The sequence below is a fragment of the Aliiruegeria haliotis genome (assembly GCF_003003255.1).
Taxonomy (GTDB): Bacteria; Pseudomonadota; Alphaproteobacteria; order Rhodobacterales; family Rhodobacteraceae; genus Tropicimonas; species Tropicimonas haliotis.
In genome coordinates, this window is record NZ_PVTD01000001.1 from 297,824 (window position 1) to 324,468 (window position 26,645).

Genomic DNA, 26,645 nt, shown 5'->3' on the forward strand with positions numbered 1-26,645 from the left:
GCCCCTTCTTTCCACTTGGGCACCGGGCCTTCAATGTACCGCAATCTCTCCATCCGCCAGAAGCAGATCGTCTGGGCATGGGCGTTCCTCGCCGTGCCGGTCCTCTTCTACAGCGTGATCCGCTTCTACCCGACGGGCAATGCGATCCTGATCTCGTTCCAGGACTGGAACCTGCTGGGCAAACGCACGTGGACCGGCTGGGAAAACTACATCAAGCTCGTCAATGACCCGGTGTTCTGGAAAGTGTTCAAGAATACCTTTGTCTACCTGATCCTCGGCACGCCGATCTCGCTGGTGATCAGCTTCGTGATCGCCTACCACCTCGACAAGCTGCGCTTCATGCACGGCTTCCTGAGGATGCTCTATTTCCTGCCCTTCATGACCTCCGCCGTGGCGATGGCCTGGGTCTGGCGCTGGTTCTACCAGCCAGTGCCAATCGGGCTGTTCAACAACCTGCTGGCCAGTGTCGGCATCCCGCAGATTGCGTTCCTGAACTCCACCACCAACGCGTTGCCGTCAGTCCTTGCGCCCGCCGTCTGGGCCGGGCTTGGCTTCCAGATCATCATCTTCATGGCCGGGCTGCGCGCCATTCCGCGCAGCTATTACGAGGCCGCGCGGATCGACGGGGTCTCCAACTGGACGGTCCTGTGGGAGATCACGATTCCGCTGCTGCGCTCCACCATCGTCTTCATCGTCGTCTTCAGCTCCATCGGCTTCCTGCGGATCTTCGACCATGTCTTCAACATGACGACGAACAACCCGGGCGGGCCGCTGAACGCCACCAAGCCGCTGGTGCTGATGATCTACGAAAGCGCCTTCACCAACTACGACATGGGCTATGCCGCCGCGCAGACGGTGGTGCTCTTCCTGATCCTGCTGGCGGTTTCTCTGCTGCAACTCTACCTGTTGAGGGACAGCAAATGAGCGATACCGCCATCCGGGCCTCCTCCGAGACGCTGCTGGCCACCAAGGCGCCGAAACGCCCCGCCAACATGGGACAGATCCTGCGCTGGCTGATCCTGTTCCTTGGCGGGATCGCGATGATCATGCCGATCGTCTACATGCTTTCCACGTCGCTGAAATGGCCGCACGAGGTCTATGACGTGAACCTCGTCCCCAAGGAGCCGACGCTCGACAATTACCGCTTTGTCCTTGAGGACGGGCGCTTCTATGGCTGGTTCATCAACTCGCTGGTCATCGCCACGATCACCACGATCTGCAACCTCTTCTTCGACAGCCTCGTCGGCTACACCCTGTGCAAGTTCCGCTTCCCCGGGCGCTACATCGTCTTCATCGCCATCCTTTCGACGCTGATGATCCCGACGGAGATGCTGGTGATCCCGTGGTACCTGATGAGCCAGCAGTTCGGCTGGCTGGACACCTACTGGGGCATCATGTTCCCCGGGCTGATGACCGCTTTCGGCACCTTCCTGATGAAGCAGTTCTTCGAGACCGTGCCGAACGATTTCATCGAGGCCGCGCGGATCGACGGGCTGAACGAGCTGGAGATCTGGTGGACCGTCGCCATGCCGCTTGTGCGCCCGGCGCTCGCCGCGCTGGCGATCTTCGTCTTCCTCGGCAACTGGACCGCATTCATCTGGCCGCTGATCGTCACCAACTCGGTGGAAATGTACACGCTGCCCGTTGGGCTGTCGTCCTTCGGGGACGAGGCCGACGTGGCCTGGGAGCTGATCATGACCGGTGCCGCGATCTCCACGATCCCGACGTTGGTGGTGTTCCTGATCTTCCAGCGGTTCATCATCCGTGGCGTCGTCATGGCGGGTTTGAAGGGATGACGCCGCTGGTCCGTACAGATCGGCTGGATCACGTGCATCTCTACGTGCTCGACAGGCCCGCGGCGATCGACTGGTATCATCGCGTTCTTGGCCTGAAGCCCTTCGGGAAATGGCGGCAGAGCGATCCCGCCCCGGACCATCCGGTGTTTCTGGCACCGGGCACCGGCGGCGCGCATGTGGTGTCGCTTTTTGTTGGCGACAGGCCGACCGGCGGCGACCGCACCGTTGCCTTCCACGCCGGGGCCGACGCTTTCCTGGCCTTCGCGGCCGCTCTTCCGCATGACGACCTGCAGGCGCTCGACGGCACGGCCCTGACCAGCGACCGGCACAACGACTACGGAATGGCGATCACGTTCAAATTCCTCGACCCCGCAGGCAACCATCTGGAGCTGGTAACCTATGAACACGACGCCGTCCGGGCGGGGCTGAAGGACATGCTCCCATGACGGACACCACCACCTTCCCCGACCCGACCTATCGCGACACGGTGCTGGCCCCGCTCTTCGAAGGGGTGAAGGCGCATTTCGCCGCCGACATGGCACGGATCAACCGGGCGCATCTCGTCATGCTGGCGGAGACCGGCATCCTCCAGCCGTCCAAGGCGGTGGATCTCGCCCGGGCGTTGCACCGGATCGAGACCGAGGTCGATATTCCGGCGCTCACCTATACCGGAGAACACGAGGACTACTTCTTCCTCGTCGAGGCGGAGCTGAAGCGGCGGCTGGGCGATCTCGGCGGCGCGCTGCACACGGCGCGGTCGCGCAACGACATGGACCACACGCTGTTCAAGCTCGCCCTGCAACCAAGGGCGGAGGCGATGCTGGACGCGCTGCGCGGCCTTGCCGATGCCTTGATCGAGAAAGCCAACACGGAGGCCGAAACGCTCGTCGTGGCCTATACCCACGGCCAGCCGGCGCAGCCCACGACCTTTGGCCACTACCTCGCCGCCGCTATCGAGGTGCTGCTGCGCGACATCGCCCGGCTGGAGCAGGCGATGGACGGGCTGGATCACTGCCCGATGGGGGCCGCGGCCATCACCACGTCGGGCTTCCCGGTCGACCGGCACCGCGTGGCAGAACTGCTCGGGTTTTCGGAGCCGCTGCTGAACTCCTATGGCTGCATCGCCTCCGTCGACTATGTCACCGGGCTCTACTCGGCACTGAAACTGCCCTTCCTGCATCTTGGCCGCCTGATCCAGGACATGGCCTTCTGGTCCTCCTTCGAGGTCGGGCAGCTCTACGTGCCCAATGCACTGGTACAGATTTCCTCGATCATGCCGCAGAAGCGCAACCCGGTGCCGATCGAACACATGCGCCACCTTGCCTCCGTCACCGCCGGCCGTTGCGACACCATCGTGAACACGATGCACAACACGCCCTTTACCGACATGAATGACAGCGAGGGCGAGGTGCAGCAGGCGGGCTTCGCCGCCTTCGACAGCGGCGGGCGGGTGATCGCGCTGCTGACGGCTTTTCTGCCTGCCTGTTCGATCAACGCTGACAGGGTGCAGGCCAACACCGACGCCGCCTGCATCACCATCACCGAGCTTGCCGACACGCTGGTGCGCGACGAGGGGCTGAGCTTCCGGCAGGCCCACGAGGTTGCCGCCGCCACTGCCCGCGCCGTCATCGCGGCCGGGCAACCGCTGCGCGCAGGCTACAGCGCCTTCGCGGAGGCGTTCTGCGCAGAGACCGGCCAGCCCACGACCCTGGGCGAGGCCGCCTTTGCCGATGCCGTCTCCGCCAGCAGCTTCGTGGAGAAACGCAACCGGCCCGGCGGGCCGGCTCCCGAGGCGCTGGAGACCGCGCTCACCGGCTATGCCTCCACCCTGTCCCGCTTTTCCGAAACTGCCCTAGCCCGCAAACGCCGTCGAGCCGGCGCCGACCGTGCACTCGACACTGCCTTTGCCAAACTGATGGAGTCCTGACGTGGCCAACCTCGCGCTTCGCAAGCTTGTCCAGACCTACGACAAGGTGACCGTGCTGCACGGGATCGACCTGGAGATCGGGGATGGAGAATTCGTTGTCCTCGTCGGCCCGTCCGGCTGCGGCAAGTCCACCACGCTGCGCCTTATCGCAGGGCTGGAGGAGGCGACCTCCGGCGACATCGAGATCGGCGGCCGGGTGGTCAACCACCTGGAGCCCAAGGAACGCGACATCGCGATGGTGTTCCAGAATTACGCGATCTACCCGCATATGACCGTGCGCCGGAACATCGGTTTCGGGCTGCGCTCCTCCACGCTTTCGCGGCCGGAGAAGGACGCGCGGATCGAGGAGGTGGCGAAGATCCTGGACATGCAGGACCTTCTGGCGCGCAAGCCCAGCCAGCTTTCGGGCGGGCAGCGGCAGCGGGTCGCGATCGGGCGGGCCATGGTGCGCGACCCGGCGGTGTTCCTCTTTGACGAGCCGCTCAGCAACCTTGACGCCCAGCTTCGCACGCAGATGCGGCTGGAGATCAAGAAGCTCCACCAACGTGTTGGAACCACGATTGTTTTCGTGACCCACGACCAGGTGGAGGCGATGACCATGGCGGACCGGATCGTGATCATGAAGGATGGCGTGATCCAGCAGGTGGGCACCCCGGCGGAGGTCTACCATGCCCCCGCAAACACCTTCGTCGCGACGTTTATCGGCGCGCCGTCGATGAACATGCTCCCTGCAGTCGGCACCGACGAGGGGATCCGGCTGGCGAGCGGGCAGGAGGTCGCCCTTGAGCGCGGCCCCGGAGCCGGACGCGGCGTCACGCTCGGCGTGCGCCCGGACGACCTGCACGAGGGCAAGGGCGTGCCTATTCTGGGCGGAACAGTGGCCGTGCGTGAGCCACTGGGGCCGGAGACGCTGATCTATGTCGATGTCGACGGCAGCGAGGTGATTGCCAAGGCCGACGGGCGCGTCCCGCCCGAGGTCGGCGCGCGGGTGGAACTCTGCGCGCGGCCCGAGGATCTGCATGTCTTCGACGCCACCACGGGGGAGGCCATCTGATGCCGGAGCCCGATCGCCCGCAAGCCGTGCTCTGCGTCGGGCGGGTTTATTGCGACGTGATCCTCTCCGGTCTCGACCGGATGCCCAGCCCCGGGACAGAAATCTACGCGGACGGGGTCGCGCTGCGGGCTGGCGGCGGGGCCTATATCACTGCGGCCTATCTGGCTGCGCTCGGACGACCCGTCTGTCTTGCCGCGCAGCTACCCTCCGGCCCGCTCGGGGCGCTGGTGCGGGCGGAGATCGACGGCGCAGGGCTGGATGCATCGCTTTGTGCATCGGCAGAGAGTGAGGATCCGCAACTTACCGTCGCGCTGGTGGACAGCAGCGACCGCGCCTTCGTCACCCGAAGGGTCGGCGCGGCGGTTCCCGACGTCTCGGACACGGCACTCCGGCGGCTCGGGATCGGCCACCTGCATATCGGCGAACTTGCGACACTGGCGGAGCAGCCCGGTCTGCTCGACATGGCCCGGCGGAACGGCCTGACGGTGTCGCTCGACTGCGGCTGGGACGAGTCGCTGAACGCAGAGGTGGCGCCGCTGATCGGGGCGGTGGACCTGTTCCTGCCCAACGAATCGGAAGAACACTGGCTTTCCGGGCTCGGCGCCGCGCCCTCCGGCGATGCGGCCCCGCTCACCGTGGTGAAATGCGGCGGTGACGGTTCCCGCGCCAGCCGGGATGGACAGCGGATCGAGGTGACGGCCGAGCCGGTCGAGGTCCTCGACACGACCGGCGCCGGCGATGCGTTCAACGCCGGTTTCCTGCACCGCTGGCTTTCCGGCGACCCGCTGGAGGCCTGCCTTGCCGCCGGCAACCGCTGCGGCGCCGTGGCCGTCGGTGCCGTGGGTGGGTTCAACGCATCCCGTGCCCGCCGGATTCTCGCACCCGCGACGCCTGGGGGACTTGCAGCCGCCCGGTGATGGCGCGACAAGGTGCGCATGATCCAGAAAACGCCCCCGCCCGCCATCCGTATGAACGAAATCGACACCGTCGCCGTCGCGCTGAAGAAGCTGCCGGCGGGAGAGGTCGCGGCAGGGGTGACCACCGTCGAAGAGGTGCCGCGCGGGCACAAGATCGCGCTGGTGGAGCATGCCTCGGGCGATCCGATCCGCAAGTACGGCCAGGTGATCGGTTTCGCCTCGGCGGCGATCCCGGCGGGCAGCCATGTTCACGTTCAGAATTGCAGCTACCGGGCGGATTTCGACCGTGACCTGTCGCCGGGCGCGGATGCGGTGCCGACCGAGTTCGTGCCCGAGGCCGAACGCGCGACCTTCCGCGGCTATGTCCGGGACAGCGGTCGTGTTGGAACGCGGAACTACATCGGCGTCGTCTCCTCCGTGAATTGCTCGGCGACGGCGGCGCGCATGATCGCGGGACATTTCACGCCGGAGCGGCTGGCGGAGTATCCCAACGTGGATGGCGTTGTCGCCTTCACCCATGGCACCGGCTGCGGCATGGCGATGGGCGGCGAGGGCTACGCCATCCTGCAACGCACGCTGGCGGGATATGCCACCCATCCCAACCTTGCCGGTGTCGTGATGATCGGGCTGGGCTGCGAGATGGCCCAGATCAGCCTGATGATGGAGCTGCACGGGTTGAAGGAAGGCCCGGGCTTCCAGCGGCTGGTGATGCAGGAGCTGGGCGGCACCCGGAAGGCCGTTGCGGAGGGCATCGCCCGGATCGAGGCGATGCTGCCGGCAGCGAACCGGATCGAACGGCAGGAGGTCGGGGCAGAGCACCTGTCGCTGGCGCTGCAATGTGGCGGCTCGGACGGCTATTCGGGCATCACGGCGAACCCGGCGCTTGGTGTGACCGCAGACCTGCTTGTGCGCCATGGCGGCACCGCGATCCTGGCGGAGACACCCGAGATCTACGGCGCCGAGCATCTGCTGACCCGGCGCGCGGTCAGCGGCGCGGTGGCCGACAAGCTGCTGGAGCGCCTCCACTGGTGGGAGGGCTACACGGAGCGCAACCACGGTTCGATGGACAACAACCCGTCGCCCGGGAACAAGGCCGGTGGCCTGACCACCATCCTGGAGAAGTCGCTTGGCGCGGTGGCCAAGGGTGGCACCACCAACCTGACCGGTGTCTATGAATATGGGGAGCGGGTGACCGAACGCGGTTTCGTCTTCATGGACAGCCCCGGCTACGACCCGGCCTCGGTCACGGGACAGGTGGCCTCCGGGGCGAACCTTGTGTGTTTCACCACCGGGCGCGGCTCGGCCTTCGGGTTCAAGCCGGTGCCCTCGGTGAAGCTGGCCACGAACTCGGAGATGTATGCGCGCATGTCCGACGACATGGACATGAACTGCGGCGTGGTGATCTCCGAAGGGGTCCCGGTCGAGGAGATGGGCGCCCGGATCTTCGCGCGGCTGCTGGAGGTCGCCTCCGGCGACCGCTCCCGGAGCGAGGAGTTGGGCTATGGCGAAAACGAATTCACGCCCTGGCTGGTCGGCGCGGTGATGTGACGACTGCGCGGTGCAGGCGGGTCACAAGTATTTCGAGATTTCGCGAAACTCGCCGATGAGGTCCCCGGGGGCCTCATGGCTGGCGACATCCGCGAGGCAATGGTCGATGTGATCGTGAATCAGGGTCTTCTTGGCCTGGTTGACGGCCTTTTCCACCGCGTGGAGCTGCTGGGCAATGTCGGCACAGGGCCGCCCCTCTTCGATCATCGCGATGATCTTGCGGAGATGTCCGTCGGACCGTTTGAGGCGCTTGACGATGGCGGGATGGGAGGCATGGGACATCCTCTCGTCATGGCCCATGCACCGGGGCCTGTCCATGAAAAGATGACCGGGGAAGGGGCGGGGCATCTGGCCGTCCGACTGTCGGCATGCGGGACCGTTGGCACCAGGCGCGCCGGTCGGGGACGTCCCCGCTAGGAAAACGGCGGAGTTTGGCGTGCAGACCACAACCGGCGACGATGCCGCGCCCCCGCGCGAACCCGCGCAAGGGTTTTCGGGGGAGGTCATTTTGGGTGAATAGCTGGCCTCAACCGGCGCCGCTTCCCACAGCGCACTCCCGCCAAGGGGCCACGGGATGGGACGTCCGGCGCGCGTGGCAACGACGGCACTGGCGGGGGGCAAACTGAGAAAAGCATCCCGATTGCCAATGGTGCCGCCGCAGCGTCTTTGCGCGGTGTCCCCGGTCAGGAGGCATTGCCCGGTGCCGTCCTCGCGCCCCCCGCGCGCGAAGCGCGCCCGGCCCAACAGGCTGGGGCGCGGCAGCGCCCATCCTGGCGGGAGCGCCCCGGCCTACGTGGCACCGGTCTTTCAGTGGTCGACCGCGTGGCGACAAGTCGGGTCCGGTTCCACCAGGGAACCGGCCTGAAGGCGCAGGCTGCGGGTGCCCAGGCGGCTGCGGAAATGCGGGTCGTGACTGACGATCACCATCGCCTGCGGCTGGGCCAGCAGTATCTGCACCAGCCGCGCCTCGTTTTCTTCGTCGAGCGCATTGGTCGGCTCGTCCAGCAACAGCACGTCGGGGTCCATCGCCAGCACCGTGGCGAGCGTCACGAGGCGCTTTTCACCGCCAGAGAGCCTGTGCGTGATCCGGTCGCGCAAATGCATGAGGTCCAGCCGCGAGAGCACATCCTCGACAATCGCCATCGCCGCGTCCCGGCTGGCGCCAAGGTTGAGCGGGCCGAAGGCGATGTCCTCGGCGACGGTCGGGCAGAAAAGCTGATCGTCCGCGTCCTGGAACACCAGGCCTGCGCGGCGGCGCACCTCGTGAAAGTCCTCCTCTGCCTCGCGCCGCTGGCCGAAGGCCGTCACCTCTCCCGCGCTGGGGCGCAGCAGGCCGACCATGATCCGCAGCAATGTCGACTTGCCCGCACCGTTGTGCCCGGTGATGCACAGCCGCTCGCCGGGCTCCAGCACGAGGCCGGCGCCATGCAGGATCGGCGGGTGATGCGGGTAGCCGAAATGGATGCCGGACAGCTCAAACAGCGCCAAGGGAGACCTCCGCGATCACGAGGGATACCAGCAGCAGGGCGATCCCGGCCGCGAAGACCGCATCGCGGGCGCCGTAGGCGTGCCGGTCGAGCAGCGTGATCCGGCCGGTGAACCCCCGGCACTTCATCGCCCCGAGTATGCGTTCTGAGCGTTCCATCGACCGCACCAGCATCATGCCGACAAGGTAGCCGAAGCTGCGGTAGCTGTGCCAACTGGTTGCAGGCCGGAAGCCGCGTGCCTTCATCGCCTGCCGTAGCCGCAGGTACTCCTCCCGCAGCACGTCGATGTAGCGCACGGTGAACATCAGCAGATGCACCAGCGTTTCGGGCACTTTCAGACCGTGCAGTGCGTGGCCGAGCGTGACCGGCTCCATCGTGCCCACAAGCGCCATCAGGGCCAGGATCACGGCATTTGCCTTCAACCCGATCTCCACGGCTTGCCAGAGCCCTTCCCAGGATGCCGTCAGGCCCATCACGGTGAACATCGGCTCGCCGGGCACGGTGAAGGGAAGCAGCACGAGAATGAACAGGATGAAACTGTCCATCGTCGCCATGCGCTTGAGCGTGCGGCGGGCGGGCAGGCGGGAGTTCACCAGCAGCAGCAGCGCCATCAGGACCCCGCCGATCAGCACCGGAAAGCTATCGCAGGCGACGATGGTGATGGCGAAGGCGAGCGCGGCGAGGATGCGGGCACGGGGATCGATCCGTCCCAGCCAGCTCAGTTGCTCTCGCCCGCCGGTCTGGTTCAGCGGCTTGTCGAGCGTCGTGAAGACCGGGCTCATGCGCTGGCCTCCTTCAGCTTGCGCCGTGCCGCAAGGTAGAAGCCGATCCCGAACAGACCGACGATATAGCCGATCCCGCCAAGGATCGATTGCAGGTCGTTCTTCTCCTTGTAGGCGGCGATCTCCTTGCGCAACGGGCGGGTCTCGTCGCGGACGATCTTCGCGATGGCGGCTTTCTCGTCGTCGGTGAGCGCGGCGACGCTGATTGTGGGCGCATAGGCGATACCGGCCGCGGCGCCGGCAGCGGGCGCTGTGCCGCCCTCTGCCGGCGTGCTGTCAAAGGCGATGGTCGCGCCGGCTGCGGGCGTGTCCGGGCCGGTGGCCTTGCCGACGATTTCCGCGACATCCTCCGCGATCATGGTGATCTCTGCCACGTGGCCTGCGCCAAGATCGGCGCGGAAGATGTGGGCGACCGGCTCGGTCGGCTGGAAGAGGAAGAACCCCTCTCCGTCGGTCCAGGCCTCGCCCAGCTTTGCGCCGTCGCTGTCAAAGACTTCCACGAGCGTGTTGGCGGCCATCTCCCCGTTGGACAATCCGACCTCTCCTTCGATGGCCGTGCCCGACGGAAAGACGGAGGCGATGACCTTGTGCGCCATCGCCGGCAGGGGCGCGCAGGCGATGGCAATGGCGAGGATCGCAGGCGCGGCCCCTTTCAGGGCGCCGGCAAGGGCGGCGCCGCGCGGTGGGGTCGGCGACCCGCCGGAAGGCCCGCGCAACGCCGACCCGGCACGGCGTCTACGGTCAGGGAATGCAGGGGCGAAACCGCCGGGGCCGGTGGTGGGGCCGGGGATTGGTCGGGTCATGTGCGGGCTCCCGCAATATTGTCGAACAGCTCGGGCTTCACCTGCTTGGCGAGGTACACCGCGGCGCCGGTCAGCAACGCCTCGATTGCCATGACCGGGATGTGGGCAAGGAAAACGAGCCTGGCGGCCGGGATGAACTCGTCGCCGGTCAGCGTCAGCGCGAGGGCCACGAACAGAGTCGTCAGCGCGATCGCCAGCGCACCGCCGATGGCCCCCCAGACCGCCGCACCCTTGAGCGAGGCGGTCTGGATGCGGCGCCCGAGGGCCAGACCGACGAGGACCGCCGGTCCGGCGATGATCACCGTGTTCACACCCAGCACCGTCAACCCGCCGAAGCCGAAGAAGACCGCCTGCAACAGCAGACCCACGAAGAGCGCGGGGAACGCCGCCCAGCCAAGCACCAGCCCGGCCAGCCCGTTCAGCACGAGGTGCACCGACGACGGCCCGATCGGAACGTGGATCAGCGAGGCGACGAAGAAGGCGGCCGAGAGCATGCCCGCGACCGGGATCTTCTCCATCGGCAGGTGCCGGAGCCCCTGCGCCAGCCCGCCGACGGCAAGCACGGCGCCGCCGATCACGACCGGGTTGGACAGGGCTCCGTCAACGATGTGCATAGGTGCCTACTCCATGTCCCAGGCGCGGATCCAGATCACTGCGTCCTGGCTCAGTTCCTTGCCCTCGAACTCGGTCTGCGGACCGGTGCCGAGCGCGGCGAACCCCCAGTGACCGGCGCGCGGGATGCCGAAGGTGAAATAGCCATTGGCATCCGAAATCGCGACGATCATTCCGCCGGGCATGGGGGCTGCGGTGGCCGGTTTCGGCGCGTTGCTCTCCATGTCCGGTTCGGCGGCCATGAACTCGATCTCGATCTCCGCACCGGCGACCGGCTTGCCTTCGGACAGGACCTGTCCGGTGAAGGTCGAGCCCACCACCACGTTGGTTGGCTTGACCAGCGGCAGGATCTCTGTCGCCAGCCCTTGCGGCTGGTCCCAGTCGGTCGGCATCTCGTTGCGGTTCAGGTAGGATTTGGTGAGCTGCTGGATGTAGATATCCTCGCTCTCCTCGAAATACGGCGCCGGCACCACGACGAGCACGTAGTCGCCCGAACGTTTCACAGGGACCGATGTCTCATAGGCCGCGGCCGCGTTCGAGGTGCCGGTGAAGGTGATCGGCGCGAGGCGGTCCATCAGGTCGATCCGGTCACCGCGGTGCACGGCAAACACCTCCTGCGGTTCGCCCATGTCCATGACGTGGCCATTCTCGAACGGGTGCCAGAAGATCAGCTTGACCGGGATGTCGCCCGGCGTCTCGATCAACGTGTCGGCGGTGTAGGCCAACTGGAAGTGGGCCTGTGCGGCTCCTGCCAGGCCAAGGCTGGCCACGGTGGCCAGAAGCAGGTTTCGTATGGTCATACGTCGTCTCTCTCAAAATGCCGCAGTGCGGCGGATCTGAAAGGACGGACGGGGAGAGTTGGCTCGAAATGGGGGGACAACGTCCGGGGCCCGCTTCGCGCCCGACGCACACCCCGGCGTCCGGTGGAAACCATGGGGTACGCCCCATGTGGCCTCGGCAGGTCTCCTGGCTCGCGGGTCACGGCTCGGCCGGCCTTCCCGGGGGCACCTTGACGGCGGCCCCAGTGGCATTATCGGCTTCGCTCTCCGCTCACAGTTGCGGGGGCAGCCACGGTTTCGGTCCCTGATGGGTACGCCACACCGTGTTCCCTTTTTAATTCCCCGTCGCTTGCATCCGCCGGGGAAACCGAAGATGCCCCTTCATTTCGCGCGCGCCGCGCGATGTCAATCTCCGTCATTGGCCGCGGGGCGTGGCCAATTGGCCGTGTGCTGTCCGTTGCCTGACGGGCAAGCACGGGCGATGGACCCGCGGATCCGCATGTCACGCATTGACGGGGCTGCGAAATCCGTTCGATGCTGGCGCCGAGCAAAGGAGAGAAGACCTGCCATGGATTTCCGGACATCGATTCGAACATGCCTGTCGAAATTCGCGACCTTTTCCGGGAGGGCGCCCCGGTCCGAATACTGGTGGTTCCTGCTGTTCGTCGTTCTCGTGTCCTTCGTGGCAAGCGTCCTCGACCAGGCCATGTTCGGCGTCGATCCCGAGACGGGCGAGCCCGGAGGCGCCTTTGCCGGCATCTGGCAACTGGCGATGTTCCTGCCATTGCTCAGCGCCGGGTGGCGCCGCCTGCAGGATACGGGCCGGCCGGGGTGGTACCTGCTGATCCCGATGCTGATCTCGCTTGCTTTCATGATCAGCGTTTTCCTCGGCGTGATGTCTTATGGCGCCATCGAACAGGGGGTACCGGATCCCGACACCCTCCGCGCACCGGCTGCGGCCTTCGGGCTGGCGACCATCGTGGCGTTCTCGATCGCGCAGCTCGTCGCCTCGATCCTCATGTTGTGGTGGCTGACGCGCCCGTCCGAACCCGGCGCCAACGCCTATGGCCCGGCCCCCGCCACCACTCCCGCACAGACCTGATATGAAAGGCCCTCACATGCAGCGCAGACACCTCCTTTTCGCCACCCTGCTGGCCAGTGTTCCCCTGATGGGATGCGAGACGTCGACGGGGGCGTCTGGCAGGACGACAGCCGTGCAGGTCGGAACGCCTGCCGGATCGGTGGCAGTGGCGTCCCCGGTGAACAGCGGTCCGGGAACCAATGCCGGGGCCGAACAGCTCCGCGCCCAGTTGACGTTCGATCTGCGGTGGGCGGGGGTGCCGGATGCCTGTATCGCGCAGCTGTCCACGTCGACGCTGGCGCAGGTCAAGGGCCTCACCAGCAAGTCGGCGCGGAGCAGCCGCGAGACCTTGCAACGGCGCCAGCGCATCCGCACCGCGGCAGCCAAGGATTGCCCGGGCCTGTGACCAAGCCCGTGACCGCGACGTGACCGGAGCGCGATCGGGCCTGCGACTGGGCCAGGTTCGCCACTGTGACCAGGGGTTTTTCCGTGGCCGCGCCCCACGCGTCCGCGGGTGCGTCGTGATCCCGGTGTCCGCCCGGCGTGCGCCCATGTCGCGGCCCCCGGACCCACGGTCGGTTCTTGCCGGCCTTGTCGGTCGCTGCTACGGGACGGGGTGACGATGCCGCAAGGCTGAACGGGAGAGACGCTGCGCCGACCCAGACAGGGGGCGCGGCAGATCATCGTCGCGGCGGGGCCTTGCGGTGCCCGTACCGGCCCCGTATTGCCGCGGTTCAGCGAAGCAAGGGAGCCACGCCATGACCCGAATCCTGAATGTCCTTTTCCCGGAGGGCGCGCGATGAGCAAGATCGGCGTGATGATCTGCGGGCACGGCTCGCGCTCCCAGGCGGCGGTGGACGAATTCGCCGTGCTGGCGGAGAAACTGCCCGCGCTGCTGCCCGATGACTGGATTGTCGACTACGGCTACCTGGAGTTCGCCAACCCGGTGATCCGGCTCGGGCTCGACAACCTTCGCAACGCCGGTTGCGACCGCATCCTGGCGGTGCCGGGCATGCTCTTCGCCGCGATGCACGCCAAGAACGATATCCCGTCGGTTCTGAATGCCTACGGGGCGGAGCACGGGATACAGGTGGATTACGGCCGGGATCTCGGCGTCGATCCGAAGATGATCAAGGCCGCGTCCGACCGCATCGCTGAGGCGGTTGCACAGGCGGATGCCGAGCATGGTGCGGTGCCCGCGCATGAAACCTGCCTCGTGGTCATCGGCCGTGGCGCCTCCGACCCGGATGCCAATGCCAACGTGTCCAAGGTTGCGCGGATGCTCTGGGAAGGGCATGGCTTCGGATGGTGCGAGGTCGGCTATTCCGGCGTCACCTTCCCGCTGGTGGAACCGGCGCTGGAACAGGCCGCGAAGCTGGGTTTCAAACGCTACATCGTCTTTCCCTATTTCCTGTTCACCGGGGTGCTGATCGACCGGATCTACGGCTTCACCGACATGGTGGCGGCCAATCACACCGAGGCGCAGTGGGTGAAGGCCGGTTATCTCAACGATCACCCGATGGTTCTGGCCACCTTTGCCGAACGGATCACGGAGATCCTCGACGGCAACAACGCCATGAATTGCGGCCTCTGCAAATACCGCACGCAGGTGCTGGGGTTCGAGGCCGAGGTCGGCATGCCGCAGGAGAGCCATCACCACCACGTGGAGGGGCAGGGGGCGAGCGCTCCGGGCTCCAACGTCGAGGATTGCGCGCTCTGCGACACGTTCTGTACCGGGGCCTGCAGGCTCGATACCGGGCATGACCACCACCATCACCACCACGGGCACGACCACGCCCATTCGCACGATCACGAACACGGGCACGACCATCATCACCCTCCCTATCCCCATGCCGATCACCCGATGGGCCCGGAAAGCGTTCGCAAACACCTGAAACCGGAATGACGCTGGACTACGAGCGGGATCCCAGGGCGATCTACGCACAGAGTTTCGCAACCATAGAGGCGGAGGCGCGTCTGGATGCGCTTCCGGCAGAGATGCGACCGCTGGCGATCCGACTGATCCACGCCTGCGGAATGGTGGATGTCGTCGAGGACCTGCGGTTTTCCGACGGGGCGGTGGCCGCCGGGCGGGCGGCGTTGCAGCGAGGAGCCACAGGCGACGCGGGCGACCGCGCGGCGCCGGTGGCTGGATCGGCGGGCATGGCCGACGATCATGGCCGGCCACCCTGTACCATCCTCTGCGACGCGGAGATGGTGGGGCGCGGCATCATCGCCCGCGCCCTTCCCGACGGCGTCCGGACGCGCGTGACGCTGAACGATACCGCCGTGCCGGAGCTTGCCCGGACGCTCTCCACCACCCGGTCGGCGGCGGCCGTGGAGCTTTGGCGCGATGATCTCGCCGGTGCGATCGTCGCCATCGGCAACGCGCCCACGGCGCTGTTTCACCTGCTTGAGCGCCTTGAGGCAGGCTGGCCCAGACCGGCCCTGATCCTCGGGTTTCCCGTCGGGTTCGTTGGCGCCGCGGAAAGCAAGCAGGCGCTGGCGGAGCTGCCCCATGGCGTGCCATACGTCACCCTGCTGGGTCGGCGCGGAGGATCCGCCATGGCGGCCGCGGCGGTCAACGCACTAACCCTTGGGCTGGGAGGAGATGGAACATGAAAGAGCCCTGGCTGGACGTGATCGGCATGGGAGACGAAGGCTGGGGGGGGCTCGGTGCCGCGGCGCGTGCCCGTCTTGAGGCCGCCGAGGTCGTTGTCGCCGGTCCGCGTCACCACGAGCTGGTGCCGCACCTGAGCGCCGAGCGTATCCGCTGGCCTTCGCCGTTCCGGGAACTGGCGGCGGAAATCGGCACCTGGCGCGACCGCCGCGTCGCGGTGCTCGTGACCGGCGACCCGCTGTGGTATTCCGTCGGCGCGCTGTTCCAGCGCCACTTCTCGCCCGATGAAATCACCTACTACCCGCAACTCTCCTCCTTCCAGCACGCCGCTGTGCGGATGAAATGGAGCATTGCGGACCTGGAAACGCTGACCATCCACGGTCGCCCGGCCGAACAGGCCATTCCTTTCTTCTTTCCCGGTCAGCGGCTGCTGATGCTCACGCAGGACGGCGGCAGCCCGCGCAAGATCGGCGAGCTTCTGACCGGTCTCGGCATGGGGCCGAGCCGGTTGACGGTGCTTGCAAACCTCGGCGGCCCGCAGGAGAAACGGATCGACGGAACGGCCGCGCAATGGCGTGACCGGGCCCCCGATTTCCACGTGCTGGCGGTCGATTGCATCGGCGAGCCGGGCGCAATCGTGCCGCCGCGCACCGGCCTTCCGGACGATGCCTTCGTCCATGACGGCAAGATGACCAAACGGGAGGTCCGCGCCCTGACGCTCTCCCGGCTGGCGCCGCGTCGCGGGCAGCACCTGTGGGATATCGGAATTGGCTGCGGGTCGGTTGCCATCGAATGGATGAGGGCCGCGCGCGACATGACGGCCACCGGGATCGACCGTTCCGCGTCCCGGCTCGCGACCGCCGCCGCCAATTCCGTGCGCCTCGGCGCGCCGCGCCTCGATCTGCGCAAGGCGACCTTGCCCGACGGTCTCGATGACCTGTCCGATCCCGATGCCGTCTTTATCGGCGGGGGCCTGTCCGAGGATCTGGCCGACAGGATCCTGGCGCGGCTGCCCGCACATGGGCGTCTGGTGGCAAACGCCGTGACGCTCGAATCCGAAGCCCTGCTGGCGGCATTGCATGACCGCCACGGCGGGGACCTGATCCGCATCGCGGTATCCCGCGCCAGCGAGGTTGGTCCCTATCGCGGCTGGAAACCCATGATGCCCGTTACCCAGTGGAGCCTCACGAAATGAGTGGAACCCTTTACGGCCTGGGCGTTGGCCCCGGCGATCCGGAGCTCTTGACGCTCAAGGCGCACCGGCTGATCCGGTCCGCTGGTGTCATCGCCTATCCCGCGCCCGACACCGGCGAAAGCTTCGCCCGGGCCATCGTGGCGGAGTACATGCCCGACGGCGCGACGGAGATCGCCATCGTGATCCCGATGCGGTCGGAGAGGTTTCCCGCACAGGAAGTCTATGATTCCGCCGCGACGGAGATCGCGCAGGCGCTGGAGGCGGGACAGGACGTGGTCGTGCTCTGCGAGGGCGATCCGTTCTTCTACGGCTCCTTCATGTACCTGTTCTCCCGCCTCTCGGATCGTTTCCCTACGGAGATCGTGCCCGGCGTCAGTTCGCTCGGTGCGGTCACGGCGGCGGCAAGCCAGCCGCTGATCGCACGGGAGGAGGTGCTGACCGTGCTGCCCGCGACACTGGAGGAAAGCGAGCTGGAGCGCCACCTTGCCGATGCCAATGCCGCCGCAATCATGAAGCTGGGCCGTCATTTCGGGAAAACCCGCGCGGTGCTCGACCGGCTTGGCATGACGGAGCGGGCGCGCTTCGTGTCCCACGCCAGCCTGCCCAACCAGAACGTCTGCCCGTTGTCGGAGGCGCCGGAAACCGCGCCCTATTTCTCGATGATCATCGTGCCCGGGAAGGATGCCCATGTCTGAGGCGACATTGCCGCCGGTCGTGGTCTGTATCCTGCCCACCGCTGCGCCGCTGGGCCAGAAGGTGGCGGATGCCGCGGGCGCCCGGCTCGACATCCGCGGGCGTGATTTCGATGCGGTGGGGGAGCATCTGCGCGGGCTCTTCCTTGCGGGGCATCCCATCGTCGGGATCGCCTCGGCGGGGATCCTGATCCGCACCCTTGCCCCGCTTCTGGGCGACAAGTGGCGGGAGCCGCCGGTGCTGGCACTGGCAGAGGACGGATCCGCCGTGGTGCCGCTGCTTGGCGGGCATCGTGGTGCCAATGCGCTCGCGCGACGGATCGCGACCGCGCTGGAGGCTGGCGCGGCGGTCACCACCGCTGGCGATGTCTCTCTCGGGGTTGCGCTGGACGAGCCGCCGGCGGGCTGGACGCTCGACACCCCGGCGGACGCCAAGCCGGTGATGGCAGCATTGCTCTCCGGCACCCGCGGCCAGCTTTCCGGCGATGCGCCATGGCTGGCGCCCCTGATCGCTTCCGGGGCCGTCGACGCCCTGCCGACAGACCCTGACGCGCCGGTCGTGCTCTCCGTTGCGGGGGCGCCGCCGCTGATCTACCGGCGCCAGCGGTTCGTGGTTGGCGTCGGCTGCGCGCGCGGCTGCGACCCCGACGAGGTCATCGGGCTGGTGGGGCAGCAACTGGCGGAGGCGGGGCTCTCCGCCGGGGAGGTCGAGGCGGTTCATTCCATCGACCTCAAGGCCGACGAGGCCGCAATTCATGCCGTCGCCTGTCACCTGAACGTGCCCGCGCGGTTCCACACGGCCGAACGGCTGGAACAGGAAGCCGCACGGCTGGCCAATCCCTCCGACGTCGTCTTTGCCGAGGTGGGCTGCCACGGGGTCGCGGAAGGTGCGGCGCTTGCGGCCGCCGGGCCGGATGGCGTGCTCGTGGCTGGGAAGGCCAAGACCGCCAACGCAACCTGCGCCATCGCCTGCTCCGGCGGAGACGGCGCCGCGGGTAGCCCGCGCGGTCAGCTGGCCGTGATCGGCATTGGGCCGGGCCAGACAGAGTGGCGCACGCCGGAGGCCACCCGGCTCATCGCGGAGGCCGACGAGCTCGTGGGCTACGGTTTCTACATCGACCTCCTCGGCCCCGAGGCACGTGGCCGGATGCGCCGCGATTTCGCGTTGGGCGAGGAGGAGGCGCGCTGCCGCTATGCTCTCGAAGCCGCCGGGGAGGGACGTCGCGTGGCGCTGATCTGTTCCGGCGACGGCGGGATCTATGCCATGGGCGCGCTGGTGATGGAGCTTCTGGACCGGGACGCCGACAATGGCGGCGTGTCGGCGGCGGCAAAGCGTGTGGCCCTGACCCATGTGCCGGGGATCTCGGCGTTGCAGGCGGCCTCCGCGCGGGCCGGTGCGCTGCTGGGGCATGATTTCTGCGCCATTTCGCTCTCCGACCTACTGACCCCGCGCGAGGCGATCGTGCAGCGCCTGCATGCGGCGGCAGAGGGGGATTTCGTGATCGCCTTCTACAACCCTGTCTCCCGCCGCCGGCGCACACTGCTGGCCGAGGCGCGGGAAATCCTGCTGAAACACCGCCCCGCGGACACCCCGGTCCTGCTGGCCACCTCGCTTGGCCGGCCCGAGGAACACCTCCGGCTGCGCCGCCTCGCCGATCTGGACGTGGACGAGGTGGACATGATGACCATTGTCCTCATCGGGTCCTCCGCATCTCGCCGCATCACGTCCGGCGACATCGCCGCCGGGGCCGGTGGCGCATGGATCTACACCCCGCGCGGCTATGCCAGGCGCATCGACGGAGACACAGCATGACGGTTCATTTCATAGGCGCCGGGCCCGGCGATCCGGAGCTGATCACGGTCAAGGCGCAGCGGCTGATCGCGTCCTGTCCGGTTTGCCTCTATGCGGGGTCGCTGGTGCCGGAGGCCGTCGTGGCCGGCGCGCCCGAAGGCGCGAAGGTCATCGACACAGCGCCGCTGACGCTCGACCAGATCATGGAGGAGATCGCTGCGGCCCATGCCCTCGGGCAGGACGTGGCCCGGGTGCATTCCGGCGACCCGTCACTCTATGGCGCGATCGCGGAGCAGGTGCGGCGGCTGAAGGCGCTCGGCATTTCCTATGACATCACGCCGGGCGTGCCCGCCTATTGCGCGGCGGCCGCCGGGATCGGGCAGGAGCTGACGGTGCCGGAGGTTGCGCAGACGGTCATCCTGACCCGCACCGCGATGAAGTCCACGGGCATGCCGGAGGGCGAGGACCTTGCCACGCTGGGCGCCTCCGGTGCGACGCTGGCGATCCACCTGTCGGTGCGCAACCTGCTGGAAATCGAACGCCAGCTCTCGCCGCTCTACGGGGCGGATTGCCCGGTGATCGTGGCCTATCGCGTCGGCTGGCCGGACGAGATGTATGTTCGCGGCACGCTGAGCGATATCCGCGAGAAGGTGCGGAAGGCGAAACTCACCCGGACGGCGCTGGTGCTGGTGGGCCACGTGTTCAAGGATCACGCGTTCCCGGATTCGGCGCTCTACGATCCCGAGATGCCGCATGTCCTGCGCCCGAAGCGCACCGAAAGGGCCAGTTGAGCCGGCCTCCGGCAGGTGATCTACCGTTCCATTATCGCTCCCTGTGAATGGGCCGCGCCTTCGGTCGGTCCGCCAACCTCGCCAGTTGCTCGCGCTCAATGCCGGGTCGGAGCATCGCTATCGCGATCCGGAGATAGGACGCGGTGCCGCTGCAATTGGTCCACGCGACGCCAATTGTTTTCCTGATCGACGCGGCAAGCTGCCAGCGGCCCGGAACGACCGCTGAGAGGCCCGGTCTCCGGCGACTTCTTGGAACCATGTCGCCCTTTCGTGTGTGACATCGGAGAGAAACTACCAATTCAGGCCGGTCAGACGATTTCCGCGACGCGGCTGTCTGGCGGTTGATTGGGGCGATGTCGGGGAGCCTCCGCCCGCTCTTGTTTTGAGAGATTTCGGGAAACGAGTATGCTTGTCGACATGCATTGATGCAAAGCAATTGGGTTTCTTCAGAGAGAAGTGAAATGGGTTTCTACGGAAAATCATTGAAGGTCACCGGTGTTCATCCTGATCTGGATTCGGTCATTTTCGGCCCTTACTTGGTCCGCCCTGAGCGCGGACCTGACGACTTCCTGTTTCTCGAACAGAATGGAATTGATGAGAAATGGGACGTTACGCGGAATGAAATTCGCATCGAGTTTCTGGAGACCATCACCGCCTCGAACGGCGACTACAATGCCTGGGTCATCGAGGATCACAAAAATGTCCTGAAAGATATTCAATCAGTGAAAATCGTCGCTGGGCGGACCGATGCGGACTGGGACAAAAGCATGATCGAATGGTCAAATGACACGATCATCATCAACTACGTGCGCGACGGTCTGGGTAGATCGATTTTTTATGGCCAGATGCTCACGCTCAGGGTGGAGTTCGACCCGTACTCCGGAACGAACGGTTCGGACAAGATCCTCGGGACGTCAGCGAATGACCGGCTGAGTGCGAAGGGTGGAAAGGACATCGTCTATGCCAAGCGCGGCGATGACATCGTGAAGGGCGGCGTCGGCGCCGACGGGTTGTTCGGAGGCAGCGGCGACGATCGGATTCTGGGGGGCATCGGCAACGACGAGTTGTTCGGTGGACTTGGGAGCGACACGCTCAAAGGAAACGGTGGAATCGACATGCTTTTCGGAGGCGGCGGTGCGGACCGGCTGAACGGCGGCCCCGGCAGGGACGTGCTGAAGGGCGGCAAGGGCCCGGATGTGTTTGTCTTCAGCGCCGGGGGCGACAGGATCCTGGACTTCAGTCCGGATGTTGCCGGCGAGGTGCTCAACCTGAGAGCGAGCGCAGGCATACGGAATTTCAAGGACCTGAAGGCAAACCACCTCGAGCCGAAAGGTGGCGGTACCGAGATTGAAGATGCTTTCGGAAAGACTGTCTTTTTGAAAGCGGTCACGCCGCAGGAACTGTCCGCCGACGATTTCCTCTTTTGACTTATTGCTAGGGTCAGGACCCGTTGATTTTGGATGAGCTGCGTGATTCATCGTTCGAAAATCGAGCTGTGAACATGTCTGATATCTTCTGGCTGACAGATGCGCAGTTGGCGCGTCCTGAGCCCTATCTCCCGAAGTCCCACGGCAAGCCGCGCGTCGATGATCGGCGTGTGGTGAGCGGGATTATCTTCATCAACCGCAATGGCTTGCGCTGGCGGGACGCGCCGAAGGAACACGACCCTCACAAGACGCTTTTCAACCGTTGGAGCGCTGGAGTGACACGGGCACCTTCGCCCAGATGATGGTCGGGCTGGCTGCCGAACACAGCGAAGAGATGGCTGTGATGATCGACGCCACCTATCTGAAGGCACACCGCACCGCGACCAGTATGGGCGTGAAGTAGGGAGGACCAGAGATTGATCCGGGGGATCAATTTCCCGACGAACGGGGGTATGGACGTCTGATAGGCCGAACCAAGGGCGGAGTGAGCCATTGACCGGCAGGTGATTGGAACAATCACCGAGAGGGGCCAAGCCGCACGCAATCTACGATAGCCAGGGACGCCCCCTCAACCTGTTTGTCACTGCCGGACAGGTCAGCGACTACATCGGGGCGCGGGCGTCGCTCAGCAGCTAGCCGAAAGTGGAATGGCTCCTCGGGGATCGCGGTCATGACGCCGATTGGTTCCGAGAAGCATTGAAGGACAAAGGGATACGCGCGTGTATCCCCGATCGAAAGCAGCGCAAGAAAATGTGAAGTACGACAAGCGCCGATACAAACGACGCAACTGCATCGAGATCATGTTCGGCAGACTGAAGGACTGGAGACGCGTGGCAACCTGATACGACAGATGTCCAATGGCCTTCCTCTCGGCAATGGCACTCGCCGCAATCGTCATCTATTGGCCATGAGTCCTGAACCTTGGCCGCCGGACGGTAGTGGAGACATGTCGCCGAAATGGCTGTCTGCCCGATTGCCCGGTGGTGCCTTTCGCATGAGCGCTGGCGCCGGATCGCGACCACCTACCTCACCCCGGTGCCACCACATGCGCGTAGGATCCTGAAATCCGCCCGATCCGCAGGCCCATCGGCGGCACCGCAGCCCCGGTGGCGTCCGTGGCTGCGAAGAGCCGATCCGCGGCGCCTTCCTCGACGATGGTCGCGTAGTGGAATTCATGCGCGCGCAGGGGCCCCGTCCATGGTGCCCCGGCCAGCGGGGTCAGGCATCGGTATCCAAGCGACAGTTTCCGTGTCGCGAAGGAGGTGACCAGCGGCAACAGGCCGAGCATCTCGTGCCGGCGCCCCTCTGCGTCGATCAGCCCCTCGCCGAGGGTCATGTAGCCACCGCATTCACCGTAGATCAGCACGCCCCGGTCCGCCGCGCGCCGGGTCAACCCCTGGAACTTGTGGGCCTGCGCCAGCCGCCCGGCGTGCAGTTCCGGATATCCGCCCGGCAGGTAGATCGCGTCGGCCAGCGGGTCGGGGCCGCGATCTTCCAGCGGGGAGAACGGCAGGATCTGCGCACCCTGCGCCCGCCAGTCGTCCAGCAGATGCGGGTAGGCGAAGGTGAAGGCGGTGTCGCGCGCGACCGCGATCCGCTGGCCCGGCGGGGGCAGGCGGCGCGGCGGCGTGGCGGGCGGGGCCAGAGGGGCTGCGGCGTCCGCCAATGCCGTGATCCGCAGCCCGGCGGCAACCTGTGCAGCTGCCGCGTCGAGAAACTGCTCCAGCCCCTCCGTCTCCGAGGCCTGCACCAGCCCGAGGTGCCGCTCCGGCAACGCGAGCGCGGCGCTCCGGCTCAACACGCCGAGCACCGGGATGCCGGCCGCCAGCAGGGGGCGGGATGCCATCTCTGCATGGGCGCGCGTGCCGGCCCGGTTCAGGATCACGCCGGCAAGGGGCAGGTCGGGGCGCAGCGCCTTCAGCCCGGCGGCTGCCAGCACCGCGGATTGCCCTGTCTTGGCGATGTCCAGCACCAGCACGACCGGCAGCCCGAGCACCTGCGCCAGATCCGCCGCCGATCCGCGCCCGTCGCGCCCCGCGTCCAGCACCCCCATTGCGCCCTCGACCACCAGCAACGCGCCGCCCTGCGATGCCGCCCGCGCCCGGAGCGTGTCCGGCGACATCGACCAGGCATCGAGGTTCACGGACGGCAGGCCGCAGGCGGCTTCGTGGAAAGCGGGGTCGATGTAGTCGGGTCCGCTCTTGGCCGCGCGCACATCCACGCCGCGCTGCCGGAGCGCACGCAACAATCCCAGCGTGAGCGTCGTCTTTCCGGCGCCCGATGAGGCCGCAGCGATCACGAACCCGCGCGCGCCCATCAGCCTTGCGAGGCCGCTCCGGGCGCAAGGCCGGTGCCCAGGGGATCGAGGTTGCGGGGCGGCTCGCCGCGAAGCTGGGACATCCAGTCGATGACCTGCCGCATGGCCACGACCCGGCCCAGGCAGACGATGGCCGGGGCTTGCATCTCCGCCGCCACGGCCTCCCGCGCGGCGCCCCCCAGCGTGGTTTCGAGAACGCGCATGTCCGGCAGGGTGGCGTTGGAGACGATGGCGACGGGTTCGTCGGCGCCGCGACCGGCCTCCAACAGCGCGCCGGTGATCTTCTCCAGGTGCTTGATCGCCATGTACATGACGATCACCGGGCTGCCCTTCGCCAGGGACGCCCAGTCGATGGCCGACGGCGCCAGACCGGTCTGGTCATGCCCGGTCAGGAAAGTCACCGCCTGGTTCACGTCCCGATGTGTCACCGGGATACCCGCGAAGGCCAGCCCGCCGATCCCGGCGCTGATCCCGGGGGTCAGGCGGATCGGCACGCCCGCCTGCACCAGCGTCTGCGCCTCCTCGCCGCCGCGGCCAAAGACGAAAGGGTCGCCGCCCTTCAGCCGGCAGACCTTCCGTCCCGCGCGGGACAATTCGATCAGCCGAAGCGAGATATCGCGTTGCTTGGCCGAGGGCTTTCCGCCGCGCTTGCCGGCATATTCGAGCGCCGTCTCGGGGCGGCGCCAGTCGAGGATTCGCGGATCGACCAGCGCGTCATGCACGATCACGTCCGCCTCGCGGATCGCATGCAGCGCTTGCAGGGTCAGCAATCCGGGCTCGCCCGGGCCCGCGCCGACGAGCCAGACGAGGCCTGCCGGGAACTCGGGCCAGTCATGGGCGGGCAGCGGGTCGTGGGTCGTGTCTGTCATGGCGCGCACCTTATCGCTGCCGCGCGGCAATGGCGAGACGTCCCGGACCACTCTTTGGGCCTGTAGCGTCATTGCCGCGCAGGCTATACCGGGGACATGACACGCAAACCGACAGGCCCCCTGCGCACCGGTTTCACCACCGGCGCCTGCGCCACCGCCGCCACGGCGGCGGCCTGCGGGGCGTTGGTCACCGGCGAATGGGTGAGCCCGGTCGAGATCGATCTGCCGCGCGGGCAGCGGGTCGCCTTCGACCTCGACGAAACCGCCGCCGGGGAGGGCTGGGCGCGTGCGGTGGTGATCAAGGACGCGGGTGACGATCCGGATGTCACCCACGGCGCGGCGATCGTGGCAACGCTCCGTCCGGGCCGCGCGGGGGCCGGCGTGACCTTTCACGCAGGCGACGGCGTGGGCAAGGTGACCCGCCCCGGCCTGCCGGTCGCGGTCGGTGAGCCCGCAATCAACCCCGTCCCGAGGGAGATGATGACCCGCGCGGTGCAGGAGATCGCCACGCGCCGTGGCATTCCCGCCGATTTCGAGATCGAGATCGCCGTGGACGGCGGCCGCGCGCTGGCCGAAAAGACGTGGAACCCGCGGCTTGGCATCCTTGGCGGGCTGTCGATCCTCGGTACCACCGGGATCGTGCGGCCCTTCTCCTGCGCTGCCTGGATCGCCTCGATCCACCGGGGCGTCGATGTTGCGCGGGCGGCTGGCCTGACCCATGTGGCAGGGGCGACCGGCGCGACATCGGAGCGGGTCGCGCAGGCGCATTTCGACCTTCCGGTGCACGCCATGCTCGACATGGGGGATTTCGCGGGCGGGTTGCTGAAATACCTCGTCCGGCACCCCGTGGACCGGCTGACCATCGCCGGGGGCTTCGGAAAGCTCACCAAGCTGGCGCAGGGCGCGATGGATCTGCATTCGGCGCGCAGCCAGGTGGACTTTGAGCAACTGGCCGACTGGGCAGAGGCGCTCGGCGCCGACCGGGCCGAGATCGCGGGCTGCAACACCGCCAACCAGGCGCTTGGCATCGTCGGGCTGCCGCTGGCGCAGGCGGTTGCGGGGCGCGCCCGCGACGTGGCGCAGGCTGTTGTGGCGAAGGCCGGCGTGGAGGTCGACATCCTGATGATCAACCGGGCCGGCGACCTCGTGGCGCTGGCTCCCGCAGGCGGAGGGCGAACGGCATGACCCGACCCCATGTGCTCCTTCTGGGCGGCACCGCCGAGGCGCGGGCGCTTGCCGCGGCAATCCCCGAGAGCATCGATCTGACAATCTCGCTTGCCGGGCTGACCCGCGCGCCGAGGGGCATGGCAGGTCTGGTCCGGACCGGCGGCTTTGGCGGGCCCGAAGCGCTGGCCGAGTGGTTGCGCGCGAACGAGGTGGCCGCCGTGGTGGACGCCACCCATCCTTTCGCCGCGATGATCAGCCGGAATGTTTCCTGGGCCACGCAGGACGCCGACGTGTCGCTCCTGCATCTTCAACGTCCGCCCTGGCAGCCGGACCTCGGCGCGCTCTGGGAACATCACTTCGACATTGCCTCCGCGCTCTGCGCGTTGCCGGAAACCGCGCGCCCGTTCCTGTCCACCGGCAAGGGCTCGGCCCCGGAGACGCTGCTGCGCCCGGACCTGCCGATTCTCCTGCGCGCCATCGAGGCCACGGAGGTGCCCGCGAATGTCCGGCTGGTGCGCGCCCGGCCGCCGTTTTCCGAGGAGCAGGAAATTGCCCTGATGCGCGAACACGCGATCACCCACCTGGTGACCAAGAATTCCGGCGGCGTCTCCGGACGCACCAAACTGACCGCCGCACAGGCGCTTGGACTGACAGTCGTGATGATCGAGCGGCCCGCATTGCCCGAGGGCGCCCTCATTGTAACGGACGTCGACGCGGCCCGCGCGTGGCTTGCATCGACGCTCGCGCTTGACACCTCTTCGAACCCGGCCCCATAACCGCCCGCACGAGGTTCCCGGGGCGTGCCCGGGCCAAGAGGGAATGCGGGAGGCGCGGCAGAGCCGTCCGAACCGCAGCCGCCCCCGCGACTGTATGCGGAGAGCGGGCACACCAGGCCACTGGCGCGGAGGGCGCCGGGAAGGCGGTGCCCGCCGTGACCCGCGAGCCAGGAGACCTGCCTCGTGCCGCCGGCGCTGCCGGTGCGGGATGTG

At 67.0% G+C, this 26,645-nt stretch carries 25 protein-coding genes, 2 pseudogenes and 2 riboswitches; of the genes and pseudogenes, 19 read left to right on the top strand and 8 right to left on the bottom strand.

Translation table 11 applies throughout. The features are described from left to right. Positions 1-33 precede the first annotated feature (33 nt). The 7 genes from CLV78_RS01305 to CLV78_RS01335 are packed head-to-tail and all read left to right on the top strand — an operon-like array spanning position 34 to position 7,242. Positions 34-924, top strand: a complete 891-nt coding sequence (locus tag CLV78_RS01305; protein ID WP_106202968.1) for a carbohydrate ABC transporter permease — start codon at positions 34-36, stop codon at positions 922-924. After that, positions 921-1,796: a carbohydrate ABC transporter permease gene (locus CLV78_RS01310; protein ID WP_106202969.1), complete on the top strand. Its 876-nt coding sequence runs from the start codon at positions 921-923 to the stop codon at positions 1,794-1,796. The genes CLV78_RS01305 and CLV78_RS01310 overlap by 4 nt, the downstream gene beginning before the upstream one ends. After that, complete coding sequence (locus CLV78_RS01315; protein ID WP_106202970.1) at positions 1,793-2,242, top strand: VOC family protein; 450 nt, start codon at positions 1,793-1,795, stop codon at positions 2,240-2,242. Before CLV78_RS01310 ends, CLV78_RS01315 begins: the two co-directional genes overlap by 4 nt. Beyond that, the gene (argH, locus tag CLV78_RS01320) at positions 2,239-3,723 is read left to right on the top strand and encodes an argininosuccinate lyase (protein ID WP_106202971.1); all 1,485 of its coding nucleotides are present in this window, start codon (positions 2,239-2,241) and stop codon (positions 3,721-3,723) included. Before CLV78_RS01315 ends, argH begins: the two co-directional genes overlap by 4 nt. Before the next feature lies 1 nt (position 3,724). Then, positions 3,725-4,777, top strand: a complete 1,053-nt coding sequence (locus CLV78_RS01325) for an ABC transporter ATP-binding protein (protein ID WP_106202972.1) — start codon at positions 3,725-3,727, stop codon at positions 4,775-4,777. After that, a complete protein-coding gene (locus CLV78_RS01330; protein WP_106202973.1) occupies positions 4,777-5,694 on the top strand; it encodes a carbohydrate kinase family protein in 918 nt (305 codons plus the stop codon). The genes CLV78_RS01325 and CLV78_RS01330 overlap by 1 nt, the downstream gene beginning before the upstream one ends. 18 nt (positions 5,695-5,712) lie before the next feature. Beyond that, positions 5,713-7,242, top strand: a complete 1,530-nt coding sequence (locus CLV78_RS01335; protein WP_106202974.1) for a UxaA family hydrolase — start codon at positions 5,713-5,715, stop codon at positions 7,240-7,242. Between the two features lie 21 nt (positions 7,243-7,263). Here the strand turns inward: CLV78_RS01335 and CLV78_RS01340 are convergent, their stop codons facing one another. The 6 genes and pseudogenes from CLV78_RS01340 to CLV78_RS01365 all read right to left on the bottom strand — a co-directional run bounded on the left by CLV78_RS01340 (position 7,264) and on the right by CLV78_RS01365 (position 11,726). Continuing rightward, the gene (locus CLV78_RS01340) at positions 7,264-7,542 is read right to left on the bottom strand and encodes a metal-sensing transcriptional repressor (protein WP_106202975.1); all 279 of its coding nucleotides are present in this window, start codon (positions 7,540-7,542) and stop codon (positions 7,264-7,266) included. Positions 7,543-8,049: 507 nt separating this feature from the next. Continuing rightward, positions 8,050-8,658, bottom strand: a pseudogene (locus tag CLV78_RS01345) (energy-coupling factor ABC transporter ATP-binding protein); the annotation flags it as partial. Positions 8,659-8,716: 58 nt separating this feature from the next. Further along, positions 8,717-9,511 carry a cobalt ECF transporter T component CbiQ gene (cbiQ, locus tag CLV78_RS01350; RefSeq protein WP_106202977.1) on the bottom strand — a complete coding sequence of 265 codons (795 nt, stop codon included), beginning with the start codon at positions 9,509-9,511 and terminating at the stop codon, positions 8,717-8,719. Further along, positions 9,508-10,314: a cobalt ABC transporter permease gene (locus CLV78_RS01355; protein ID WP_425427902.1), complete on the bottom strand. Its 807-nt coding sequence runs from the start codon at positions 10,312-10,314 to the stop codon at positions 9,508-9,510. The genes cbiQ and CLV78_RS01355 overlap by 4 nt, the downstream gene beginning before the upstream one ends. Continuing rightward, positions 10,311-10,928: a cobalt transporter CbiM gene (cbiM, locus tag CLV78_RS01360; RefSeq protein WP_106202978.1), complete on the bottom strand. Its 618-nt coding sequence runs from the start codon at positions 10,926-10,928 to the stop codon at positions 10,311-10,313. The genes CLV78_RS01355 and cbiM overlap by 4 nt, the downstream gene beginning before the upstream one ends. A gap of 6 nt (positions 10,929-10,934) precedes the next feature. After that, positions 10,935-11,726, bottom strand: coding sequence for a DUF4198 domain-containing protein (locus tag CLV78_RS01365; RefSeq protein ID WP_106202979.1), 792 nt, complete (start codon positions 11,724-11,726; stop codon positions 10,935-10,937). A gap of 139 nt (positions 11,727-11,865) precedes the next feature. Next, positions 11,866-12,092, bottom strand: a riboswitch (cobalamin riboswitch). Positions 12,093-12,273: 181 nt separating this feature from the next. Here CLV78_RS01365 and CLV78_RS01370 point away from each other — a divergent pair. The 10 genes and pseudogenes from CLV78_RS01370 to CLV78_RS01420 all read left to right on the top strand — a co-directional run bounded on the left by CLV78_RS01370 (position 12,274) and on the right by CLV78_RS01420 (position 22,214). Then, entirely contained in the window at positions 12,274-12,807 is a 534-nt protein-coding gene (locus tag CLV78_RS01370; RefSeq protein ID WP_106202980.1) for a DUF805 domain-containing protein, read from the top strand. A gap of 16 nt (positions 12,808-12,823) precedes the next feature. Further along, complete coding sequence (locus tag CLV78_RS01375) at positions 12,824-13,192, top strand: hypothetical protein (RefSeq protein WP_106202981.1); 369 nt, start codon at positions 12,824-12,826, stop codon at positions 13,190-13,192. Positions 13,193-13,585: 393 nt separating this feature from the next. Then, positions 13,586-14,692 (top strand): sirohydrochlorin chelatase, encoded by a 1,107-nt coding sequence (locus CLV78_RS01380; RefSeq protein ID WP_106202982.1) that lies wholly within the window; start codon positions 13,586-13,588, stop codon positions 14,690-14,692. Then, on the top strand, positions 14,689-15,408 hold the full coding sequence (locus tag CLV78_RS01385; RefSeq protein WP_106202983.1) for a precorrin-8X methylmutase: 720 nt from the start codon (positions 14,689-14,691) through the stop codon (positions 15,406-15,408). The genes CLV78_RS01380 and CLV78_RS01385 overlap by 4 nt, the downstream gene beginning before the upstream one ends. Continuing rightward, a complete protein-coding gene (gene cbiE / locus CLV78_RS01390; RefSeq protein WP_106202984.1) occupies positions 15,405-16,601 on the top strand; it encodes a precorrin-6y C5,15-methyltransferase (decarboxylating) subunit CbiE in 1,197 nt (398 codons plus the stop codon). Before CLV78_RS01385 ends, cbiE begins: the two co-directional genes overlap by 4 nt. After that, positions 16,598-17,296, top strand: a complete 699-nt coding sequence (cobI, locus tag CLV78_RS01395; protein WP_106202985.1) for a precorrin-2 C(20)-methyltransferase — start codon at positions 16,598-16,600, stop codon at positions 17,294-17,296. Before cbiE ends, cobI begins: the two co-directional genes overlap by 4 nt. Next, complete coding sequence (gene cobJ, locus CLV78_RS01400; protein ID WP_106202986.1) at positions 17,289-19,106, top strand: precorrin-3B C(17)-methyltransferase; 1,818 nt, start codon at positions 17,289-17,291, stop codon at positions 19,104-19,106. The genes cobI and cobJ overlap by 8 nt, the downstream gene beginning before the upstream one ends. Next, positions 19,103-19,876 (top strand): precorrin-4 C(11)-methyltransferase, encoded by a 774-nt coding sequence (gene cobM, locus CLV78_RS01405; protein WP_106202987.1) that lies wholly within the window; start codon positions 19,103-19,105, stop codon positions 19,874-19,876. The genes cobJ and cobM overlap by 4 nt, the downstream gene beginning before the upstream one ends. Positions 19,877-20,301: 425 nt before the next feature. Continuing rightward, positions 20,302-21,303, top strand: a complete 1,002-nt coding sequence (locus CLV78_RS24705) for a calcium-binding protein (RefSeq protein WP_158263396.1) — start codon at positions 20,302-20,304, stop codon at positions 21,301-21,303. A 74-nt stretch (positions 21,304-21,377) separates the two neighbouring features. Then, positions 21,378-22,214 (top strand): annotated as a pseudogene (locus CLV78_RS01420) (IS5 family transposase). A 116-nt stretch (positions 22,215-22,330) separates the two neighbouring features. Here the strand turns inward: CLV78_RS01420 and CLV78_RS01425 are convergent. Then, on the bottom strand, positions 22,331-23,620 hold the full coding sequence (locus tag CLV78_RS01425; RefSeq protein WP_106202989.1) for a cobyrinic acid a,c-diamide synthase CobB: 1,290 nt from the start codon (positions 23,618-23,620) through the stop codon (positions 22,331-22,333). Continuing rightward, positions 23,620-24,489: a uroporphyrinogen-III C-methyltransferase gene (gene cobA, locus CLV78_RS01430; protein WP_106203709.1), complete on the bottom strand. Its 870-nt coding sequence runs from the start codon at positions 24,487-24,489 to the stop codon at positions 23,620-23,622. The genes CLV78_RS01425 and cobA overlap by 1 nt, the downstream gene beginning before the upstream one ends. 96 nt (positions 24,490-24,585) lie before the next feature. Here cobA and CLV78_RS01435 point away from each other — a divergent pair, with 96 nt between their 5' ends. Further along, complete coding sequence (locus CLV78_RS01435) at positions 24,586-25,674, top strand: cobalt-precorrin-5B (C(1))-methyltransferase (RefSeq protein WP_106202990.1); 1,089 nt, start codon at positions 24,586-24,588, stop codon at positions 25,672-25,674. After that, positions 25,671-26,432 carry a cobalt-precorrin-6A reductase gene (locus CLV78_RS01440; RefSeq protein WP_106202991.1) on the top strand — a complete coding sequence of 254 codons (762 nt, stop codon included), beginning with the start codon at positions 25,671-25,673 and terminating at the stop codon, positions 26,430-26,432. The genes CLV78_RS01435 and CLV78_RS01440 overlap by 4 nt, the downstream gene beginning before the upstream one ends. After that, positions 26,427-26,630: riboswitch (cobalamin riboswitch) on the top strand. It overlaps the preceding gene by 6 nt. Positions 26,631-26,645 lie beyond the last annotated feature (15 nt).

What these genes read in the sequence shown, in the direction of transcription:
- CLV78_RS01305 (WP_106202968.1), top strand. Translation starts at nt 34, where the DNA reads ATGTACCGCAATCTCTCCATCCGCCAGAAGCAGATCGTCTGGGCATGG.
- CLV78_RS01310 (WP_106202969.1), top strand. Translation starts at nt 921, where the DNA reads ATGAGCGATACCGCCATCCGGGCCTCCTCCGAGACGCTGCTGGCCACC.
- CLV78_RS01315 (WP_106202970.1), top strand. Translation starts at nt 1,793, where the DNA reads ATGACGCCGCTGGTCCGTACAGATCGGCTGGATCACGTGCATCTCTAC.
- argH (WP_106202971.1), top strand. Translation starts at nt 2,239, where the DNA reads ATGACGGACACCACCACCTTCCCCGACCCGACCTATCGCGACACGGTG.
- CLV78_RS01330 (WP_106202973.1), top strand. Translation starts at nt 4,777, where the DNA reads ATGCCGGAGCCCGATCGCCCGCAAGCCGTGCTCTGCGTCGGGCGGGTT.
- CLV78_RS01335 (WP_106202974.1), top strand. Translation starts at nt 5,713, where the DNA reads ATGATCCAGAAAACGCCCCCGCCCGCCATCCGTATGAACGAAATCGAC.
- CLV78_RS01340 (WP_106202975.1), bottom strand. Translation starts at nt 7,542, where the DNA reads ATGGGCCATGACGAGAGGATGTCCCATGCCTCCCATCCCGCCATCGTC.
- cbiQ (WP_106202977.1), bottom strand. Translation starts at nt 9,511, where the DNA reads ATGAGCCCGGTCTTCACGACGCTCGACAAGCCGCTGAACCAGACCGGC.
- CLV78_RS01355 (WP_425427902.1), bottom strand. Translation starts at nt 10,314, where the DNA reads ATGACCCGACCAATCCCCGGCCCCACCACCGGCCCCGGCGGTTTCGCC.
- cbiM (WP_106202978.1), bottom strand. Translation starts at nt 10,928, where the DNA reads ATGCACATCGTTGACGGAGCCCTGTCCAACCCGGTCGTGATCGGCGGC.
- CLV78_RS01365 (WP_106202979.1), bottom strand. Translation starts at nt 11,726, where the DNA reads ATGACCATACGAAACCTGCTTCTGGCCACCGTGGCCAGCCTTGGCCTG.
- CLV78_RS01370 (WP_106202980.1), top strand. Translation starts at nt 12,274, where the DNA reads ATGGATTTCCGGACATCGATTCGAACATGCCTGTCGAAATTCGCGACC.
- CLV78_RS01375 (WP_106202981.1), top strand. Translation starts at nt 12,824, where the DNA reads ATGCAGCGCAGACACCTCCTTTTCGCCACCCTGCTGGCCAGTGTTCCC.
- CLV78_RS01380 (WP_106202982.1), top strand. Translation starts at nt 13,586, where the DNA reads ATGAGCAAGATCGGCGTGATGATCTGCGGGCACGGCTCGCGCTCCCAG.
- CLV78_RS01385 (WP_106202983.1), top strand. Translation starts at nt 14,689, where the DNA reads ATGACGCTGGACTACGAGCGGGATCCCAGGGCGATCTACGCACAGAGT.
- cbiE (WP_106202984.1), top strand. Translation starts at nt 15,405, where the DNA reads ATGAAAGAGCCCTGGCTGGACGTGATCGGCATGGGAGACGAAGGCTGG.
- cobI (WP_106202985.1), top strand. Translation starts at nt 16,598, where the DNA reads ATGAGTGGAACCCTTTACGGCCTGGGCGTTGGCCCCGGCGATCCGGAG.
- cobJ (WP_106202986.1), top strand. Translation starts at nt 17,289, where the DNA reads ATGTCTGAGGCGACATTGCCGCCGGTCGTGGTCTGTATCCTGCCCACC.
- cobM (WP_106202987.1), top strand. Translation starts at nt 19,103, where the DNA reads ATGACGGTTCATTTCATAGGCGCCGGGCCCGGCGATCCGGAGCTGATC.
- CLV78_RS24705 (WP_158263396.1), top strand. Translation starts at nt 20,302, where the DNA reads ATGCAAAGCAATTGGGTTTCTTCAGAGAGAAGTGAAATGGGTTTCTAC.
- CLV78_RS01425 (WP_106202989.1), bottom strand. Translation starts at nt 23,620, where the DNA reads ATGGGCGCGCGCGGGTTCGTGATCGCTGCGGCCTCATCGGGCGCCGGA.
- cobA (WP_106203709.1), bottom strand. Translation starts at nt 24,489, where the DNA reads ATGACAGACACGACCCACGACCCGCTGCCCGCCCATGACTGGCCCGAG.
- CLV78_RS01435 (WP_106202990.1), top strand. Translation starts at nt 24,586, where the DNA reads ATGACACGCAAACCGACAGGCCCCCTGCGCACCGGTTTCACCACCGGC.
- CLV78_RS01440 (WP_106202991.1), top strand. Translation starts at nt 25,671, where the DNA reads ATGACCCGACCCCATGTGCTCCTTCTGGGCGGCACCGCCGAGGCGCGG.